Genomic DNA, 18002 nt, shown 5'->3' with positions numbered 1-18002 from the left:
TGCAACGCCGCGCACCCCTGAAGCAACGCCGCGCAACGCTGAAGCAACGGCAAGAAGCAACGGCACCCAGCTGAAGCAACGCCCATGAAGACGGAGGCGGCACCCCCGCACGGGTGCCGCCTCCTTGGCCGGGCGGGTCCGCAGTGAGGGTGGTTGCGGACGACGAGCCCGGGAGTGGGATGGCTCTGGTTACCCGGCCGCCTGCTGCTGGGCCGCCGCGCGGCCTGCCTCCAGGCGGGCCACCGGGATCCGGAAGGGGGAGCAGGAGACGTAGTCGAGGCCCACCTCGTGGAAGAAGTGCACCGACTCCGGGTCACCGCCGTGCTCGCCGCACACACCGAGCTTGAGGTCGGGCCGGGTGGCCCGGCCGGCCTCGACGGCGCTGCGAACCAGGGCGCCGACGCCGTCCTTGTCGATGGTCTCGAACGGGGAGACGCCGAAGATGCCCCTCTCCAGGTAGGCCGTGAAGAAGCTGGCCTCCACGTCGTCACGGCTGAACGCCCACACGGTCTGGGTGAGGTCGTTGGTGCCGAAGGAGAAGAAGTCGGCGCACTCGGCGATCTGCCCGGCGGTGAGCGCCGCGCGGGGCAGCTCGATCATCGTGCCGAGGGTGAGCCCCAGGTCCACGTTGTGCTCGCGCTCGATCTCCGCGATGACCTGCTCGGCCTCCTCGCGGACGAGCTCCAGCTCCTGCACGGTACCCACCAGCGGGATCATGATCTCGGCGCGCGGGTCGCCGCCTGCGGCCTTGCGCTCCGCCGACGCCTCGGCGATGGCGCGGATCTGCATGGTGAACAGGCCCGGGATGACCAGGCCGAGGCGGACACCGCGCAGGCCCAGCATGGGGTTCTGCTCGTGGAGCCGGTGCACGGCCTGGAGCAGCCGCAGGTCGTTCTCGTTGGCGTCCTTGCGGGACTCAGCGAGCGCGACGCGTACGGACAGCTCGGTGATGTCCGGCAGGAACTCGTGCAGCGGCGGGTCCAGCAGCCGCACCGTCACCGGCAGGCCGTCCATCGACTCGAACAGCTCGATGAAGTCGCCCTTCTGGAGCGGCAGCAGAGCGCCCAGCGCCTGCTCGCGCTCGTCCTCGGTGTCGGCGAGGATCAGCCGCTCGACCAGCTCGCGCCGCTCCCCGAGGAACATGTGCTCGGTACGGCACAGGCCGATGCCCTGGGCGCCGAACCGGCGGGCGCGCGCGGCGTCCTCGGCGTTGTCGGCGTTGGCCCGCACCCGCAGCCTGCGTACCCGGTCCGCGTACGCCATGATCCGGTGGACGGCCTTGACCAGCTCGTCGGCGTCGTCGGCGCCCGCGTGCATCCGGCCCTCGAAGTACTCCACTACCGGGGAGGGCACGACCGGTACCTCACCCGCGTAGACCTTGCCGGTCGAGCCGTCGATGGAGACGACGTCGCCCTCCTCGATGACCCGCCCGTCCTGGGTCTTGAGGCAGCGCCGCTTGGTGTCGACCTCCAGCTCCTCGGCGCCGCACACACAGGTCTTGCCCATGCCGCGGGCGACGACGGCCGCGTGCGAGGTCTTGCCGCCGCGCGAGGTGAGGATGCCCTCGGCCGCGAGCATGCCGTCCAGGTCGTCCGGGTTGGTCTCGCGGCGGATGAGGATGACCTTCTCACCGGAGCGGGACCACTTGATGGCGGTGTAGGAGTCGAAGACGGCCTTGCCCACGGCGGCGCCCGGGGAGGCGGCGATGCCCCAGCCGATCTGGTCGGCTTCCTTGACGCCGCCGTTGCTGTCGAAGCGCGGGAACATCAGCTGGGCGAGCTGGGTGCCGTTGACTCGTTGCAACGCCTCGGCCTCGTCGATCAGCCCCTGGTCGACGAGCTGGGTGGCGATCCGGAAGGCGGCGGCCGCGGTGCGCTTGCCGACCCGCGTCTGGAGCATCCACAGCTTGCCGCGCTCGATGGTGAACTCGATGTCGCACAGGTCCCGGTAGTGGTTCTCCAGGGTCTCCATGATCTGCATCAGCTGGTCGTACGACGCCTTGTCGAGCTGTTCCAGATCGGCGAGCGGCACGGTGTTGCGGATGCCGGCGACGACGTCTTCGCCCTGGGCGTTCTGCAAGTAGTCGCCGTAGACGCCCTGCTGGCCGCTGGCCGGGTCGCGGGTGAATGCAACACCGGTGCCGGAGTCGGGGCCGAGGTTGCCGAAGACCATCGAGCAGATGTTGACGGCGGTGCCCAGGTCGTGCGGGATGCGCTCCTGGCGGCGGTAGAGGCGGGCTCGGCTGCCGTTCCACGAGTCGAAGACCGCGCGGACGGCGAGGTCCATCTGCTCGCGCGGGTCCTGCGGGAAGTCGCGGCCGGTCTCCTCGGAGACGATGGACTTGAACTTGCTGACCAGTTCCTTGAGGTCGTCCGCCGTCAGGTCCACGTCGGTCCTGGCACTGCGCGCGCTCTTGACCTCGTCCAGCGTCTCGGAGAACCGCTCACCGTCGATACCGAGCACGGTATCGCCGAACATCTGGATGAGGCGGCGGTAGGAGTCCCAGGCGAAGCGCTCGTCGCCGGACTGGGACGCCAGCCCGTGCACGGACTCGTCGGAGAGCCCGATGTTGAGGACGGTGTCCATCATCCCGGGCATGGAGAACTTGGCGCCGGAGCGTACGGAGACCAGCAGCGGGTCGTCCGCCTGGCCGAGCTTCTTGCCCATCCGCTCCTCGAGCGCGGCCAGATGCGCGCTCACCTGATCCCGGAGCGCCGCGGGGGCCTCGCCGGACTCCAGGTACGCCTTGCAGGCTTCGGTGGTGATGGTGAAGCCCGGAGGGACGGGCAGACCGAGGTTGGTCATCTCGGCGAGGTTGGCTCCCTTCCCGCCGAGGAGGTCCTTGAGGTCCTTGTTGCCCTCGCTGAAGTCATAGACGAACTTCCGCTGCTGCGACTGCTGCTGCGACGCGCCTACTGCGGACTCTGCGTTCGCGGACTCTGTGTTCTTCGCGTGAACCGGCACCGGACTCGGCTCCTCGTGGTCGGCTGCCCTGACGGCGGGGAGCGTACCCAGATCAAAGGCTTACGAGTACGTCCAACAGCACGTCACACGGCTGTAACCACCCGTGTGCCGAGAGATCGAAAGTGCAGGGCCGTCCGGGCTGATTGGGCATACCATTCAGAACTCGAACGGATGATGACAGTCGGCTGTATGGATCATGGTTTTCACCACACTGAGTAGCCGTCGCCTCCAACCCGGGAACCAAGGGTCGGTAAAACCGCGGGCCGCTCCTTGGAGATCTACAGCTCACATCTGAGCGCTCATCTGAGCGCACCCTCGATCAAGGTGGCGCGAATCACGCGGCTGAACGGGTGATCGTCTCACCATCCGGACAGGCTGCCGTCCGCAGTAAATTGCCGGGGTGATCGCCTCGAACCCCGGCCCCGTCCCGCGCCTCTCCCCCGTCGACAGGACGGCGGACACCCTCTTCGTCTACGGCACCCTCCGCTTCCGCCGCATCCTGACCGCCCTGCTCGGCCGCGTTCCGTCCGGCACCCCCGCCACCGTCTCCGGCTGGCGCACCGCGGCACTCGCCGGCCGGCCCTACCCCGGGCTGGTCCCGGCGCCGGGGCAGACGGCGACCGGGCTGCTGTTGAGCGGTCTGAGCACCCACGAGTGGCGCGTACTGGACGACTTCGAGGACGACGAGTACGAGCTGCGCCGCCTCCCCGTGGACGGGGGCGGGGGCGGGGACGGAAACGGTGCGGGCGAAGCCTGGGTGTACACCTGGGCCGTCCCGGGCCAGGTCCGCGCGGAGAACTGGGAGCCCGACGTCTTCGCAGGTCACCAACTGGACGGGTACGCAGCGAGGTTGGAGGCCGCGGCGCTCCGGCTGCGGGGAGGGCGCTGAAGAGGGACGCGCGAGCGGAGCAGCGGCCGGAGGGCGGGACGGGCGGCCCGGTCAGCCGCCGGAGGTGTCCAGTTCGGCATCCGAGCCGATGCCGGCGTTGCACTCGTACGGGTCGTCCAGCCAGCCGTCGGGCAGGACGACCTTGTTGCGCGCGTGGGTGCGGCCGCGCGGACCGTCGGCGCCTTCCGGCCACTCCTGGGAGAGATCCAGCTCGTCGAGCAGCGCGCGCAGCTCCTCCAGCGAGCCCGCGACGGCGAGCCGCTTGCGCATCTCGGAGCCGACCGAGAAGCCCTTGGTGTACCAGGCGACATGCTTACGGAAGTCGATGACGCCGCGCGCCTCGTCCCCCAGCCACTCCCCCAGCAGCCGCGCGTGCCGCACCATGACGTCGGCGACCTCGGCCAGCGTGGGCCGGGCGTACGCCTGCGCGCCGTCCCCGGTCAGCGCGGCCACCAGATCGGCGAACAGCCAGGGCCGGCCCAGGCAGCCGCGGCCCACCACGACACCGTCGCAGCCGGTCTGCCGCATCATGCGTACCGCGTCGTCGGCCGACCAGATGTCTCCGTTGCCCAGTACGGGGATCTCGGGGACGGCTTCCTTGAGGCGCGCGATGGCGTCCCAGTCGGCGGTCCCGCCGTAGTGCTGCGCCGCCGTGCGGCCGTGCAGGGCTATGGCGGTGACGCCCTCCTGTACGGCGATACGTCCGGCGTCCAGATACGTCAGGTGGTCGTCGTCGATGCCCTTGCGCATCTTCATCGTCACCGGCCGCCCGCCCGCGTTGGCCACGGCCTCGTGCAGGATGGCCCGCAGCAGCGGCCGCTTGTAGGGCAGCGCGGAGCCGCCGCCCTTGCGGGTGACCTTGGGAACGGGGCAGCCGAAGTTGAGGTCGATGTGGTCGGCCAGATCCTCGTCGGCGATCATCCGCACCGCCTTGCCGACGGTCACCGGGTCGACGCCGTACAGCTGGATGGAGCGCGGTTTCTCGCTCGCGTCGAAGTGGACGAGCTGCATCGTCTTCTCGTTGCGCTCCACCAGCGCCCGGGTGGTGATCATCTCGCTGACGAACAGCCCGCGCCCGCCGGAGAACTCCCGGCACAGCGTCCGGAACGGAGCGTTGGTGATCCCAGCCATCGGTGCCAGCACGACGGGCGGCTGGACGGCGTGCTCTCCGATGTGCAGCGGCTGGGTCATGGGCAGCGGTTCCTCGGGCTCGATCGGTGGCGGGGGCAGCTTCCTATTGTCCCCCATCCGGGACCCCCGACGGATTCGGCCCCGTCCGGGCGGCACCCCCGATGCCGCCCGGACGGGAGCCGCCGCGGCGGCGGCGTCCGGCCCGGTCAGGCGGACTCGGTGGGGAGTCCGGCCTGCGTCCAGTCCTCGATGCCCTCGCGGTACTTGCGCACGTTGGTGTAGCCGAGCGCCGTCAGCCGGTCGGCTACCTGGCCGCTGTTGGAGCAGGTGGGGTTGGAGCAGTAGGTGACGATGGCCGCGCCGGTGTCCGGCAGCACCGTGGACGCGAGCTGGTCGACCTCGCCGGGGGCGAGGGGGACGGCGCCGGGCAGGTGCTGCTTGGCGTAGTACTCGCCGCCCAGCGCATCGACGACGGTCACGGCGCCCGCGTCGATCTCCGCCTTGAGGTCGTCCCGTGAAATGAGCGCGGTCATGCTGCCTCCCGTAAGTAACCGGACTATAGTCCGTGTGTGCCCGAGAACAGTAACGGACCACGGTCCGATTCCGCAACGCCCCGGGACCCCGCGTCGGCGCCCGGCCCCACACCCCTGGAACTGCTGCGCACTCCCCCGCCCAAGGAGCGGGCCGACGCGGCACGCAACCGGGCCGCGGTACTGGAAGCCGCAGCGCGGCTGTTCGCCGAGCACGGCGTCGAGGGGGTGTCCATGGACCAGATCGCCTCGGCCGCCGGGGTGGGCAAGGGCACGCTCTTCCGCCGCTTCGGCGACAAGTCGGGGCTGGCGACAGCCCTGCTGGACGCCAAGGAGCGCACTTTGCAGGAGGCGATCCTGCACGGACCGCCGCCGCTGGGGCCCGGCGCGCCGGACGCGGAGCGCCTGGTCGCCTTCGTCGCCGCGTACACCGACTATCTGCTGGACCACCTGGAGCTGGTGCGGATGTCGGAGACCGCCAGCCGGGGCGCGCGCTACCGGATCGGTGCGTACCGTTTCTGGCACCAGCACACGGCGTTGCTGCTGTCCCGCTCCCCCGACCCCGCCGTCACCGCGCACACGCTGCTCGCAGCCCTGTCGGCCGAGCATGTGACTGCCGTACTGGCACAGGTGGGCGAGGAGCGACTGCGGGACGGGCTGGTGCGGCTGGCGCGCGCGCCGGCGTGAAGGCGGGGGACTTGGCTACTGCTCTCCCGTCACCAGTTCGTAGAGGCGCTCCACCCGCGCCTGGGTCTCCTGGTCCTGCGGTACGTACGCGCCCAGGCGCGCGCCTTCGGCCGGGCCGAGCCACAGTCCGTGGTAGGTGAAGGACAGCATCCCGACGTGCGGGTTGCGGAAGCGCTTGGTCTGGTCGACGGCGCGGGCCACCTCGTGCCGCTCCCACAGCTCGCGGAACTCCGGCGAGTACCGCTCCATCCGCTTCAGCAGCGCTTTCCACGCGGGCTCCGCCAGATGCTCGGCCATCCGGGAGCGGAAGCGGGCCGCCATCAGCCGGATCGTCTCCTTCCGGTCCGGCATGGCGGCCGCCCAGTCGGGATCGGTGAAGGCCAGCCACATGCAGTTGCGGTCCTCGGGCGGATGCGTGTCCAGGTCGCCGAGGAGACGGCCGTAGGTGCGGTTGTAGGCCAGGATGTCGTAGCGCGCGTTCTGCACGCAGGCCGGGAACGGTTCGAGCTGGGTGAGCATCTTCCGGATGCCGGACGGCAGCACCGTCGTCTCGTTGGCGGGCGTGGGGTCGGCCGTGCCCGCGAGAGCGAACAGATGAGCGCGCTCGCTGGAGTCCAGCATCAGCGCCCGGGAGAGGGAGTCCAGCACCTGCGCCGAGACATGGATGTCGCGGGCCTGCTCCAGCCACGTGTACCAGGTCACGCCGACTGCCGACAGATACGCCACCTCCTCGCGGCGCAGCCCCGGCGTACGGCGCCGCGGCCCCCTGGGCAGCCCCACCTGCTCCGGAGCGATCCGCTCCCGCCTGCTGCGCAGGAACGCCGCGAGCTCTCCGCGGCGGATGCTGTCGGCGGGTGCGGGTGCGGGTGCCTCCGATGCGAGGGGGCCGGTGCGGACGCTCATGGAACCAGGATGAGTCACGCCGCATCCTGTTGCCAGGTAGTCGCTGTACCAGGATGAGGACCGTCTGGTACCAGGCTGACGGTCGGCCGAGGCTCGTGGTCATGAGCAACGATGCCGTCACCACCTCACAACCAGGTGGCGCCGTCCCGACGAGCGCCACCACCCCCGCAGATACCGGCAGCGCGCGCCCCTCGGCGCCCCAAGCCCCCGCCGCGCTGCGCCCCCTCGGTCTGTTCACGCTGCTGCTGGGTGCGGCGCTGCCCATGATCGACTTCTTTGTCGTCAACGTTGCGTTTCCGAGCATCGAAGACGACCTGAACGCCTCCCCGGCGGCGCTGGAGATGGTCGTCGCCAGTTACGCCGTCGCCTACGCCTCGCTGCTCGTACTGGGCGGACGGCTGGGTGACACCTTCGGACGGCGGCGGCTCTTCCTGTGGGGCGTCGTCGCGTTCGGCGTCACGTCCCTCGCCTGCGGGTTCGCCCCCGGCGTGTGGTGGCTGATCGCCGCGCGGCTGGCGCAGGGTGCCGCCTCCGCGATGATGTTCCCGCAGGTGCTGGCCACGATCCACGCCACCAGCGAGGGGCAGGTACGGGCCCGCGCCATCGGTCTGTTCGGCTCGGTCGGCGGGATCTCCGTCGTCACCGGACAGGTGCTGGGCGGTGTGCTGGTAGCCGCCGATCTGGCGGGCACCGGCTGGCGGGCGATCTTCCTGATCAACGTTCCTGTGGTGCTGGTCGCGCTGGCGCTGAGCGCCCGCGCGGTGCCGGACAGCCGCTCGGAGTCGCCTGCGCGGGGCGACATCGCCGGAACCGTACTGCTGGCGTGCGGACTTGTGGCACTGCTGCTGCCGCTGACGGAGGGGCGCGCGGCCGGGTGGCCGTGGTGGTCGGTGGCGCTGCTGGGTGCAGCGGTGGTGCTGGCGTACGCGTTCTTCGCCGTCGAACGCCGGGAAGAGCGGGAGGGCCGGAGCCCGCTGCTGCCGACCTCATTGCTACGCGAGCCGGGAGTGCGGCGCGGGCTGCTCGCTGGTGCACCGATCTTTCTGGGCTTCAGCAGTTTTATGTTCGAGAGTGCACTGCTGTTGCAACGGGGTTTGCATTTCGGTGCGTTGAAGGCGGGCCTCACCCTGGTGCCAATGGGCCTGGCGCAGTTCACCGCCTCCATACTGGCACCCCGCTTGACCGAACGGCTCGGCGCGGGGCGGGTGCTGGCGCTCAGCGCCGTTGCACAGGGCGCGGGACTGGGCGCGCTGCTGCTGGCCCTCTTCGCCGAGTGGCCCGGCCTGCCGCCCATTGCACTGGCACCCGCGCTGTTGCTGTGTGGACTGGGGCAGGGGCTGCAACTGCCGACCTATTACCGCGTTCTGCTGTCCGGCATCCCCGCCGACCGCGCCGGCGCCGGCAGCGGCCTCGCCGCCACGGCCCAACAGTCCGGCCTCGCCTTGGGCGTCGCCACGCTGGGCTCCCTCTTCCTCGCCCTGATACCGCACTACGGCATACGGGCAGCGCTGTGCGCCGCGCTGGCGGTGCAGGGTTGCGGGCTGCTGGCGCTGCTCGCCGTGGGGCTGCGGATGCCCCTCCGGGAGGGATAGCCGCGGATACTTCGTACCCGGCGTGAGGGCTGCGCCCCGAAGGGGCGCGGGGAACTGCGGGAGCAGCCTGGGGGTACCTCCCTGCTCGAAGAGCTTGGGGGAACAAGCCGCAGCCTGCGGCGGCCGAGCAGGGGCACCCCCTACCCAGAACAGGCGAGGGCCGCCGGCCACGGCCTAGCATTCCGGTCATGGCAATGTTCGTGCACCTTGCGTCCGCGGCGAACGCAACCCGCATCCGGCGGTCCGGAATCCGCGCGGCCAGCCGCGGAGAGGGCGGTGCACGCGGGGTGTACTGCTTCCCGGTGCTGCCGTCGTACACCCTCACCCACCAATGGCTGCGCGAGCTGGCCCGGTTCGGCAGCCGGGGCGGGCTGGTGGCCGTCCATGTGCGGCTGGACGACACGCAGCAGGTGCTGGTGGGGCGCTATTCAGGCGGGCAGGACACTGTGCCCGCCGCCGAGGCGGTACGGCGCATCACCGCACTGGACGACCCGCGTGGATGGGAGGTGTTCGTACCCCGCGCCATCCGGCCGCGCGAGGTGCACCGGATCCGTACCGCACCGCAGACGGTGGGCTGGCGCTACTGGCCCAAGGCCCACGGCGTCCGCCCCTGCACCTGCGACGGTTGCCGGGTACGCGGCGAGTACGGGTCACGGCGGCTGCGCGAGCGGCTGCCGCATCCGCTGGACGGACCGCCGCCACCGGCCAGGGTGCTGCTCGCCAGGGTCGCCGCAGCCGGCACCCCCGGCGACCCGACGGAACTACGGGAGGCCCTGCACTGGTTCGGCAAGCGCCGCCGAGGCCCGCTCGCCCAGCTGACCCACCTCGCCGCCCACCCCGACCCCGCGGTACGGGAGGACCTCGTATGGGCAGTCGCCCGCTGGTCCACCCCCGGAGTGGCCGAGCTGCTGGACGGCCTCGCCGACGATCCGCACCCGGATGTCCGCGAGGCGGTGGAGACGGTCCGTACGCCGGAATCGGACAGCTAGCCCTCTCCCTCGCGGCGCACAGCGAGGTGCACCCACACCGTTTTGCCCGCCCCCGTGCGAGGGCGTACGCCCCACGCTTGCGAGAGGGCGTCGACCAGCAGTAATCCGCGGCCCGAGGTCTCCTCCGGGTCCGGCTTGCGGAGTTCTGGCATCTCCCACTGGAACGAGTCGGAGACCTCCAGCACGAGGACGCCGTCGCGGCGGCGGAGTACGAGCTCGAAGTAGTCGCCGATTCCCCGCGCGGCGTGGGTGACCACGTTGGTCGCCAACTCGCTTGTGATGAGCGCCGCGTCCTCGCCGAGGTGTCCGAGCTTCCATTCTCTGAGCACCAGCCGCACATGTTCCCGCGCCCTCGGCACAGACGCCTTGCTGATGCGGAACCTTGCGATGTTCGTACGCCCGGACATGGGGCCTCCCTGAGGGCGGCTGAGCAGGGGGGATTTGCTCACCCTTGGTGCCCGAACGGGCACGTTGAGTGAGGTGGCTCACGCTAAAGCCAACCAGACCATTTGGCAAGTCACCTGTATGGCAAATTTGCCAGTGACGCTGAGTCTCAAACCGCTGTCCCGCTGCGCCAGTTGGTGTGCAGACTTGGGGAAGCACGAAGGGGAGGACACATGCCCTCGGACCGGAAGCCCACGATGCGCGGCAGGCGGCTCGGCTCCGCACTGCGGCGATACAGGCTGGCCGCAAAGCTCGATCAGGAACACGCGGCAAAAGCACTGGGCTGCTCGACGGCGAAGATAAGCCGCATCGAGTCGGGGGCGAACTGCGCCCGCGTCGCGGAAGTCCGCTATCTGCTGGACCTCTACGAGGTGAACGACGAGACGACGCGCTCGCAGCTTGAGCGGCTGGCCCGCAGCGCGACCAAGCGCGGCTGGTGGGTCAACCAACCGGTGCCGGTGCCGGACAAGCTGGGCGACTACCTCGCGCTGGAGTCCGACGCCACGTTCATCCGCACGTGGCAGACCGCCTTGGTGCCGGGGTTGTTGCAGACGGAGGAGTACACAAGGGCTCTGGCCACTGCGAACCCGATGCCTCGCGAGGAAGCAGACATCGAGCGCATCGTCGCGATCCGCCAGCAGCGTCGAAAGCAGTTCCTCAGCTCCGGCGCCCGGCTGGCGGCGGTTGTCTGGGAGCCCGCGCTCATCTCAATGCCGGATCCGAAGACTCACCGTGCCCAACTGCTCGATCTACTCTGGCTCCAGCAGCAGCCGCTGGTCAGCTTGCAGGTTCTCCCGCTGAGTGAGTGGTCGGCGGCGACGAGTTCGCCGCCGTTCGTCATGCTGTCCTTCGACGGCGAGTGGGCGCCGTCTGCGGTCGCCCAGGACACCCATCAGGAGAGTGTCGTCATGGAGGACGACGACTTGACGATGCCCTACGCGCACTCCTTCGATGCGCTGCGCTCCGCCGCCCTGACCACCGACCAGACCCGAGACTTCGTCCAGAAGCTCGTCGCCGAAATTCCCGAGGCAGAGGAACCCGAGTGAGCCGCAAGACCGTCGTCAGCCCCTTCCGCAAATCGTCGTATTCAGGCGGGGGCTCCGCCAACGAGTGCGTGGAAGTTGCCCACACCGCTGACGGCGGTCGCGCGGTCCGTGACAGCAAGGACCCCGCGCGCGGGACCGCGTACTTCGGGGCGGCGGCCTGGCGGGAGTTTGTCAGTGGGCTGGAAGGCCGCCCCCTACCGCAGTAGGGGGCCGCATTGGCTCCGTGGTAGCTAGGGCACCGCACAGTCGGCGCCCTAGCTTCGCGTTCATGAACGTTTCCCGGAATGCCACAGCGCCCGCTCCCTCCGCACCGTCCCTCAAACGGGGATTCGGGCGGCGGTTGGGAGAGGCGGTCACGCTCTTCCCCGTCGGACTGTTCGCCCTCGTCATGGCGCTCGGCGGGCAGGGCGGGCCCGCCCGGAGGGCGCTGCGGGCGCAGCCGGGGGCGAGCGCGATGCGGGTTGTGGTGCACGCAGCGCTCACCGTGCTGCTCGGCGTACTGGCGCTGATACTCGCCGGGGTGATCGCCATGGGCACCACCCGCGGGCTGTTCTACGGCTTTGTGGACAGCGGTCCGTACGACGACTCCTGGGGCGGGCCCAGCAAGGCCGGCGCCTGGCTCGCACATTTCGGGGTGAGTGTGCCGATAAGCGCGGCGGCGATCGGGCTGCTGTACGGCCTGGCCGCCCTGCACCGTCGGCTGACGGCCCCGCTGCGCGGCGAGCGCAGGCCCGCATGGGTGCTGCCGACGGTGCTGCTGAGCTGTGTGGCCGCCGCGCTGTTCCTGGTCGCGTTTGTGCATCAGCTGAACTGAGGCCCGCCCCCGGCGAGAACCGCTGCTACTCCTCCCCCTGGGACCAGGCGGCCACCGGGAGGGAGAGGTAGACGCCGAAGTCGTCGAGGCCGGTCGCCTCCTCGATGCTCTCGTGGAGTTGGTCCACGCGCTCCTGACGGTTGGCGGCTCTGCTCTCGAACCACTTGGAGCGCACCTCGATCACGACGTCCAGGCCGCAGCGGTCGAAGGGGCCGAGCTCCCGGAAGCGGAGCTCCACATCGCCGGGTTGCAGGTCGCCGTCGTAAGGCTCCTCGGGGCACTCCACGGCTACGGAGACCAGGTGCGGCAGCACCGAGCCGAGTTCGCGGAGCGTCGCTTCGGGAACGTCGGGCGCATAGGTGACTTCAACAAGCGGCATCGGTTCACTCCTGGTGACTTAACTTCAGGCATACGTGGCATATATGGCATACGTGGCATACGTGAAGCCCGTGGCCGGAGCGAAATGAGGTGCGCACGCGACCGGGCTTCGGTTTGATGAACGTATGCTCTCCGTCGACCGCATGCTTGCCTTCTCGGCCATGTCGTTCCTGCTCATCGTCGTTCCGGGGCCCAGCGTGCTGTTCGTCGTGGGCCGGGCGCTGGCGCACGGGCGGCGGGCGGCGCTCACCACGGTGCTGGGGAACACCTTGGGCGCGTATGTGCTGGTGATCGCCGTGGCGCTGGGGATCGGGACGCTGGTGGAGCGGTCCGTCCTCGTCTTCACGGTGCTGAAGCTGGCGGGTGCCGCCTACCTCGTTTATCTGGGCATCAAGGCGTGGCGGCAACGCCGCTCGTTGCAGGACGCGTTCGAGGGCCAGGCCGCCGCGCACGGCGGGCTGCGGACGCTGTGGGAGGGGTTCGCGGTCGGGGTCGCCAACCCGAAGACGATCGTGTTCTTCGCCGCCGTACTGCCGCAGTTCGTGGACCGGGAGCAGGGGCATGTGACCTTGCAGATGCTGCTGCTGGGCCTCGTCTTCAACGTCATCGCCGTCGTCTCGGACGGCACCTGGGGGCTGGCCGCGGCCACCGCACGCGGCTGGTTCGCGCGCTCGCCGCGGCGGCTGTCCATGGTCGGCGGCGCGGGCGGGCTCGCCATGATCGGGCTCGGGGTCACGGTCGCCGCGACGGGGCGCAAGGAATAGCCGCGCCCAGCTGCACCGAGCCGCCTCCCCACGAGCGGTTATACGGATGACGCATAGGTGCCGGCGCCGGGGTATTTCCGCGGGCAGCGAGGGAGTTCCTACTTTCCGGTGCGTGGCAGCAGCCGCACCGGCCCTAACCGGGAACGGCTGGGCGACGGCACCGCGGCAGCCGCCTGAAGCCCGGCACAAGGTGCGCGGTCAGGCCCGGTGGTACTGCACCGGACGGCGCGGTTCGGCACCCAGCTCCACGGCGGCACTGAGGAGGTGTCGAGCAGGTCCACGCCCCGGGACAGCAGTTCCTTGGCGAACCGGACGGTGTCGTCGCCCGTCCACCCCTCACGGTTATCCTCGGGGCTCGGTCAGCCAGTCGGTGGGCTGGAGGCGGTGCTGCACGCGCTGGCCGACCCGGTGCGCCTACGGATCGCCACCGTGCTGAACGCCCACGGCGAGGGCGAGGGAAACGGGGCCACCTGCTCCCAGGTCGAACTGCCCGTCTCCGCCTCGACCGCCACCCACCACTTCCGCGTCCTCTGCGAGGCGGGCGTCATCAACCAGTGCTACCGCGGCACCGCCAAGATCAACTGCCTCCGCCGCGCGGACCTGGACGTGTTCTTTCCGGGGCTGCTCGACGCGGTGCTACGGGCCGCCTCAGCCTGAAACCCATCCCTTCGAGAGACCGCGCCCGGTGATCCGCTCACATTGTCGGTGCGCCTGGCTACGGTGAGTTGTGACTGGATCACAGCACCTGGAGGGCGCATCATGACAGTGATGCTCGATCGACCCACGGCCATAGAGACCCCCGAGGAACCGGACGGCAGCTTCGATGCGCTGTTCCGGACGCTCATGACCATGGACGTGCCCGAGGGCTATCGGGCGGAGATCATCGGGGGAAACATCGTCATGTCGCCGTGGTCGAAGGGGTACTACCTGCGGGCGATGCGCTCCCTGCGTGCCCAGCTGGAACCGCATGTGCCCACGGGAACGATCGTGGACAGCTCCCCCTACCTCTTCACCTTCCCGGACCAGGAACGGGCCTTCGGGCCTGATGTCTTCGTCGCCTCCGAGGCGGCCTTCGACACCGAAGAGCGGTACATCGACGGCGAAGCCCTCGTGCTCGTCGCCGAGTTGACCTCGGCCTCGACGCGCAATGTCGACTGGAGTGACAAGTTGGCGGTCTACGCGAAGGCAGGCGTAGGCGTCTATTTGCTGCTCGACATGGAGAAGCAAACCGTCTCCGTCTTTTCGGACCCGGCACCCGAGGGGTACAGGACGCGCAAGACATGCCAGTTCGGCAAAGCGTTGCGTCTCCCCCTGCCGTTCGACTTCGAACTCGGCACAACAGCCTTCGGCAAGCCCCCGGAAAACGAGGGGTGAGTAGCGCGCCCCCTCTGTCACAGTGCCCGCATGGACAGACAGACCCGCTCCCTCCTCGCCCACGCCGACCATCCCATCGCGGCGCCGCTCGACGACTCCTCCGTGAACCGGTTGCTCTCCCGTGCCGTCGTGCGCGGGGACGAACGCGTACTCGACCTCGGGTGCGGTGAGGGGGCCTGGCTGCTGCGCGTACTGGGGCAGCATCCGGGCGTGGCCGCTGAGGGCGTGGACGTCTCGGCGGAGGCGCTGAAGCAGGCCCGGCGCGGGGCTCAGGAGGCGGGGGTCGCGGAGCGGCTGACGCTGCACCGTACACAGGCAGCGGCGTTCCCGGCGGAGCAGCGCTTCGACGTGGTGCTGAGCGTCGGTGCCACGCACGCGTTCGGCGGGCTCCTGGCCACCCTCGACGCCACACGCGGACAGCTGGCGCCCGGCGGCACCGTGCTGGTCGGGGACGCGTACTGGGAGCGGGAGCCGCGCCCGTTGGCACGGGAGACGCTCGGTGAGTACGAGGATCTGGCGGGGACGGTCGAGAAGGTGACGGCCGACGGCTGGACGCCGGTGTACGCGCACCTCTCCACGCGGCATGAGCTGGACGACTACGAGTGGAACTGGACCGGCTCGCTCTCCCGTTGGGCGCTGGACCATCGCGACCACCCCGACAGCGCCGAGGCCCTGCGGGCGGCAGCCCAGCACCGGGACGAGTGGCTGCGCGGCTACCGGGACAGCTTCGGCTTCGTGTGTCTGCTGCTGCGCCGCACTACCGGGTGAGCCCCGGTCAGTGACGAAGCCGAGGCCCGGCACCCCCTCGCAGGGTGCCGGGCCTCGGCGGCGTAAGCGCAGGTGCAGGCGTAGGCGCAGGCGCAGCGGCTCAGCAGCCGATGAGGCGGCCGGCCAGGTAGCTCTCGATCTGGTCGAGGGAGACCCGCTCCTGCTTCATGGTGTCGCGCTCACGCACGGTGACGGCGTTGTCGTCGAGGGTGTCGAAGTCAACGGTGACGCAGAACGGGGTGCCGATCTCGTCCTGGCGGCGGTAGCGGCGGCCGATGGCGCCCGCGTCGTCGAACTCGATGTTCCAGTGCTTACGCAGCGTCTCCGAGAGGCCGCGGGCCTTCGGCGAGAGCTTCTCGTTGCGGGACAGCGGCAGCACGGCGACCTTGACCGGGGCGAGCCGCGGGTCGAGGCGCATCACGGTGCGCTTCTCCATCTTGCCCTTGGCGTTGGGCGCCTCGTCCTCGATGTAGGCGTCCAGCAGGAAGGCGAGCATCGCGCGGTTGACACCCGCCGCCGGCTCGATGACGTACGGCGTCCAGCGCTCGCCCGCCTCCTGATCGAAGTACGACAGGTCGTGGCCGGACGCCTTGGAGTGCGCGGTGAGGTCGAAGTCGGTGCGGTTGGCGACGCCCTCCAGCTCGGAGAACTCGGTGCCGCCGAAGTTGAAGCGGTACTCGATGTCGGCGGTGCGCTTCGAGTAGTGGGAGAGCTTCTCCTTCGGGTGGTCGTACCAGCGGATGTTCTCCTCGCGGATGCCCAGGTCGCGGTACCAGGCCCAGCGCTGGTCCATCCAGTACTGGTGCCACTCCTCGTCCTCACCCGGCTTGACGAAGAACTCCATCTCCATCTGCTCGAACTCGCGGGTGCGGAAGATGAAGTTGCCCGGCGTGATCTCGTTCCGGAACGACTTGCCCATCTGCGCGATGCCGAACGGCGGCTTCTTGCGGGAGGTCTGCTGCACCGCGGCGAAGTTGGTGAAGATGCCCTGCGCGGTCTCGGGACGCAGATAGGCGACCGAGCCGGAGTCCTGGGTGGGGCCGAGGTGGGTGGAGAGCAGCCCGGAGAACTGCTTGGGCTCGGTGAAGCCGCCCTTGTTGCCGCAGTGCGGGCAGTTGATGTCGGCCAGACCGTTCTCCGGCTCCCGGCCGTGCTTGGCCTCGTACGCCTCGGCCAAGTGATCGGCACGGAAGCGCTTGTGGCACGAGGTGCACTCGGTGAGCGGATCGGTGAAGGTGGAGACGTGACCCGATGCCTCCCAGACCTCGGGGGCCAGGATCACCGACGAGTCGATGCCCACCACGTCGTCGCGGGAGGTGACCATGGAGCGCCACCACTGGCGCTTGATGTTCTCCTTCAGCTCCACGCCCAGCGGCCCGTAGTCCCAGGCGGCACGCTGACCGCCGTAGATCTCACTGCACGGGTAGACGAAGCCACGGCGCTTGCTGAGGCTGACAATTGTGTCGATCTTGTCGGCGGCCACGGTGCTCTCTTCATTGACGACGAGACGGAATACCTCAGATTACTGGGGGCCGTAGGGGGCGCGGCAAATCGGTTCCGGTATTGGTTCGCGCATCCGTTCCGGGTGCGTTCCGCCAGAACTCGGCCGGGCTACGCGGCGTGATCACGGAGCGCAAACCTCTAGTTGACAATCGTTTCCAATTCGGATGAAAATGAGTGTCATGAACATCGGTCCCCGCCCCCGTCGGCTCATACGTACCGGCGCCGCCCTCAGCGCTCTCGGCCTCGCCTCCCTCTCCCTCGCCGCCTGTGGCAGTGGCTCCGGCGACAACGGGAAGGTGAAGGTGGCCGCGTCCTTCTACCCGATGGCGTATCTCGCTCAGCAGATCGGCGGTGACCACGTCGAGGTACAGAACCTCACCAAGCCCGGCACCGAGCCGCACGACCTGGAGCTGAGCCCGAAGCAGACCGGGGAGCTCAGCGAGGCGGACCTGATCGTCTACCTCAAGGGACTCCAGCCCGCCGTGGACGAGGCGGTCGACCAGTCCGGCGTCAAGAACATCGCGGATGCCACCTCCTTCACCACGCTGGAGAAGCACGGCACCGACGTGCACGGCGAGGAAGGCCACGACGAGCACGGGGAAAAGGGCCACGAGGAGCACGGGGAGAAGGGCCACGAGGAGCACGAGGGCCACGACCACGGCGAGGACGCCGCGGGCGACCCGCACGTCTGGCTCGACCCGGTGCGCTACTCCGAGGTCGCCGAGGGGGTCGGCAAGAAGCTCCAGAAGGCGGACCCCGACCACAAGGACGAGTACAAGAAGAACACCGAGAAACTCGTCTCCCGGCTCAAGGACCTCGACAAGGACTTCAAGGACGGTCTCAAGAAGAAGAAGACCGACACCTTCATCACCACCCACGCCGCCTTCGGCTACCTCGCGGAGCGGTACGGTCTCCACGAGGAGGCGGTCTCCGGTATCGACCCGGAGTCCGAGCCGAGCGCGGCCCGGATGAAGGAGCTGCACAAGGTCGCCAAGAAGGACGACGTGGACACCGTCTTCTTCGAGAACACCGCCAGCGACAAGACCGCCAAGACTCTCGCCGGAGACCTGCGCCTGAAGACCTCGGTGCTCAGCCCCATCGAGACCATCAAGGACCCGAAGAAGGACGACTACTTCTCCGTGATGCACCAGAACCTGACCGCGCTCAAGACGGCGCTCGACGCTCAGTGAGTCAGGGCGCAGCGCTCTGCGCGTAGTCGCGTATCG

At 69.5% G+C, this 18002-nt stretch carries 19 protein-coding genes and 1 pseudogene; 12 read left to right on the top strand and 8 right to left on the bottom strand.

Features of this window, described 5'->3' with window-relative positions:
• Positions 1-189 precede the first annotated feature (189 nt).
• Positions 190-2964 (bottom strand): pyruvate, phosphate dikinase, encoded by a 2775-nt coding sequence (ppdK, locus tag ACTWQF_RS23480; RefSeq protein ID WP_443281615.1) that lies wholly within the window; start codon positions 2962-2964, stop codon positions 190-192.
• Positions 2965-3364: 400 nt separating this feature from the next.
• Between ppdK and ACTWQF_RS23475 the strand changes: the two genes are divergently transcribed.
• The gene (locus ACTWQF_RS23475) at positions 3365-3853 is read left to right on the top strand and encodes a gamma-glutamylcyclotransferase family protein (RefSeq protein WP_443281614.1); all 489 of its coding nucleotides are present in this window, start codon (positions 3365-3367) and stop codon (positions 3851-3853) included.
• Positions 3854-3904: 51 nt separating this feature from the next.
• Here the strand turns inward: ACTWQF_RS23475 and dusB are convergent, their stop codons facing one another.
• Positions 3905-5044 carry a tRNA dihydrouridine synthase DusB gene (gene dusB / locus ACTWQF_RS23470; protein WP_443281613.1) on the bottom strand — a complete coding sequence of 380 codons (1140 nt, stop codon included), beginning with the start codon at positions 5042-5044 and terminating at the stop codon, positions 3905-3907.
• A 146-nt stretch (positions 5045-5190) separates the two neighbouring features.
• A complete protein-coding gene (locus tag ACTWQF_RS23465) occupies positions 5191-5517 on the bottom strand; it encodes a rhodanese-like domain-containing protein (protein WP_443281612.1) in 327 nt (108 codons plus the stop codon).
• A 36-nt stretch (positions 5518-5553) separates the two neighbouring features.
• On the opposite strand from ACTWQF_RS23465, the gene ACTWQF_RS23460 reads away from it, so the two are divergent.
• The gene (locus ACTWQF_RS23460; RefSeq protein ID WP_443281611.1) at positions 5554-6201 is read left to right on the top strand and encodes a TetR/AcrR family transcriptional regulator; all 648 of its coding nucleotides are present in this window, start codon (positions 5554-5556) and stop codon (positions 6199-6201) included.
• Positions 6202-6216: 15 nt separating this feature from the next.
• On the opposite strand, the gene ACTWQF_RS23455 is transcribed toward ACTWQF_RS23460, so the two are convergent.
• On the bottom strand, positions 6217-7104 hold the full coding sequence (locus ACTWQF_RS23455; protein WP_443281610.1) for a helix-turn-helix transcriptional regulator: 888 nt from the start codon (positions 7102-7104) through the stop codon (positions 6217-6219).
• A 101-nt stretch (positions 7105-7205) separates the two neighbouring features.
• On the opposite strand from ACTWQF_RS23455, the gene ACTWQF_RS23450 reads away from it, so the two are divergent.
• Together ACTWQF_RS23450 and ACTWQF_RS23445 are read left to right on the top strand one after the other, a co-directional pair.
• The gene (locus ACTWQF_RS23450; RefSeq protein ID WP_443281609.1) at positions 7206-8696 is read left to right on the top strand and encodes an MFS transporter; all 1491 of its coding nucleotides are present in this window, start codon (positions 7206-7208) and stop codon (positions 8694-8696) included.
• Positions 8697-8884: 188 nt separating this feature from the next.
• Positions 8885-9685, top strand: coding sequence for a HEAT repeat domain-containing protein (locus ACTWQF_RS23445; RefSeq protein ID WP_443281608.1), 801 nt, complete (start codon positions 8885-8887; stop codon positions 9683-9685).
• Here the strand turns inward: ACTWQF_RS23445 and ACTWQF_RS23440 are convergent.
• Entirely contained in the window at positions 9682-10092 is a 411-nt protein-coding gene (locus ACTWQF_RS23440; protein ID WP_443281607.1) for an ATP-binding protein, read from the bottom strand. The genes ACTWQF_RS23445 and ACTWQF_RS23440 overlap by 4 nt on opposite strands.
• A 210-nt stretch (positions 10093-10302) precedes the next feature.
• Between ACTWQF_RS23440 and ACTWQF_RS23435 the strand changes: the two genes are divergently transcribed.
• The 3 genes from ACTWQF_RS23435 (at position 10303) to ACTWQF_RS23425 (ending at position 11989) form a co-directional block, all read left to right on the top strand.
• Entirely contained in the window at positions 10303-11175 is an 873-nt protein-coding gene (locus ACTWQF_RS23435) for a helix-turn-helix domain-containing protein (protein ID WP_443281606.1), read from the top strand.
• A complete protein-coding gene (locus ACTWQF_RS23430) occupies positions 11172-11381 on the top strand; it encodes a DUF397 domain-containing protein (RefSeq protein WP_443281605.1) in 210 nt (69 codons plus the stop codon). The genes ACTWQF_RS23435 and ACTWQF_RS23430 overlap by 4 nt, the downstream gene beginning before the upstream one ends.
• 62 nt (positions 11382-11443) lie before the next feature.
• Positions 11444-11989: a hypothetical protein gene (locus ACTWQF_RS23425; protein WP_443281604.1), complete on the top strand. Its 546-nt coding sequence runs from the start codon at positions 11444-11446 to the stop codon at positions 11987-11989.
• A gap of 25 nt (positions 11990-12014) precedes the next feature.
• Here the strand turns inward: ACTWQF_RS23425 and ACTWQF_RS23420 are convergent, their stop codons facing one another.
• Positions 12015-12368, bottom strand: a complete 354-nt coding sequence (locus ACTWQF_RS23420; protein WP_443281603.1) for a hypothetical protein — start codon at positions 12366-12368, stop codon at positions 12015-12017.
• A gap of 124 nt (positions 12369-12492) precedes the next feature.
• On the opposite strand from ACTWQF_RS23420, the gene ACTWQF_RS23415 reads away from it, so the two are divergent.
• Positions 12493-13131 carry a LysE family translocator gene (locus tag ACTWQF_RS23415; RefSeq protein ID WP_443281602.1) on the top strand — a complete coding sequence of 213 codons (639 nt, stop codon included), beginning with the start codon at positions 12493-12495 and terminating at the stop codon, positions 13129-13131.
• A gap of 257 nt (positions 13132-13388) precedes the next feature.
• Here ACTWQF_RS23415 and ACTWQF_RS23410 read toward each other — a convergent pair.
• Positions 13389-13515, bottom strand: a pseudogene (locus ACTWQF_RS23410) (NADH:flavin oxidoreductase/NADH oxidase); the annotation flags it as partial.
• Here ACTWQF_RS23410 and ACTWQF_RS23405 point away from each other — a divergent pair.
• The 3 genes from ACTWQF_RS23405 to ACTWQF_RS23395 all read left to right on the top strand — a co-directional run bounded on the left by ACTWQF_RS23405 (position 13507) and on the right by ACTWQF_RS23395 (position 15273).
• Positions 13507-13788, top strand: coding sequence for an ArsR/SmtB family transcription factor (locus tag ACTWQF_RS23405; protein WP_443281700.1), 282 nt, complete (start codon positions 13507-13509; stop codon positions 13786-13788). The pseudogene ACTWQF_RS23410 and the gene ACTWQF_RS23405 sit on opposite strands and share 9 nt — an antisense overlap.
• Before the next feature lie 111 nt (positions 13789-13899).
• Positions 13900-14505 (top strand): Uma2 family endonuclease, encoded by a 606-nt coding sequence (locus ACTWQF_RS23400; protein WP_443281601.1) that lies wholly within the window; start codon positions 13900-13902, stop codon positions 14503-14505.
• Between the two features lie 30 nt (positions 14506-14535).
• Positions 14536-15273 (top strand): SAM-dependent methyltransferase, encoded by a 738-nt coding sequence (locus ACTWQF_RS23395; protein ID WP_443281600.1) that lies wholly within the window; start codon positions 14536-14538, stop codon positions 15271-15273.
• A 100-nt stretch (positions 15274-15373) separates the two neighbouring features.
• Here the strand turns inward: ACTWQF_RS23395 and ACTWQF_RS23390 are convergent, their stop codons facing one another.
• On the bottom strand, positions 15374-16756 hold the full coding sequence (locus tag ACTWQF_RS23390) for a glycine--tRNA ligase (RefSeq protein ID WP_443281599.1): 1383 nt from the start codon (positions 16754-16756) through the stop codon (positions 15374-15376).
• Positions 16757-16955: 199 nt separating this feature from the next.
• On the opposite strand from ACTWQF_RS23390, the gene ACTWQF_RS23385 reads away from it, so the two are divergent.
• On the top strand, positions 16956-17966 hold the full coding sequence (locus ACTWQF_RS23385; protein WP_443281598.1) for a metal ABC transporter substrate-binding protein: 1011 nt from the start codon (positions 16956-16958) through the stop codon (positions 17964-17966).
• The last annotated feature ends 36 nt before the right edge of the window (positions 17967-18002 follow it).

Origin of the sequence: Streptomyces sp. 8N114, assembly GCF_052245835.1 — a bacterium.
Classification (GTDB): domain Bacteria; phylum Actinomycetota; class Actinomycetes; order Streptomycetales; family Streptomycetaceae; genus Streptomyces.
The sequence above is the reverse complement of the archived record's forward strand: the minus strand, read 5'-3'. Positions and strand labels throughout refer to the sequence as shown.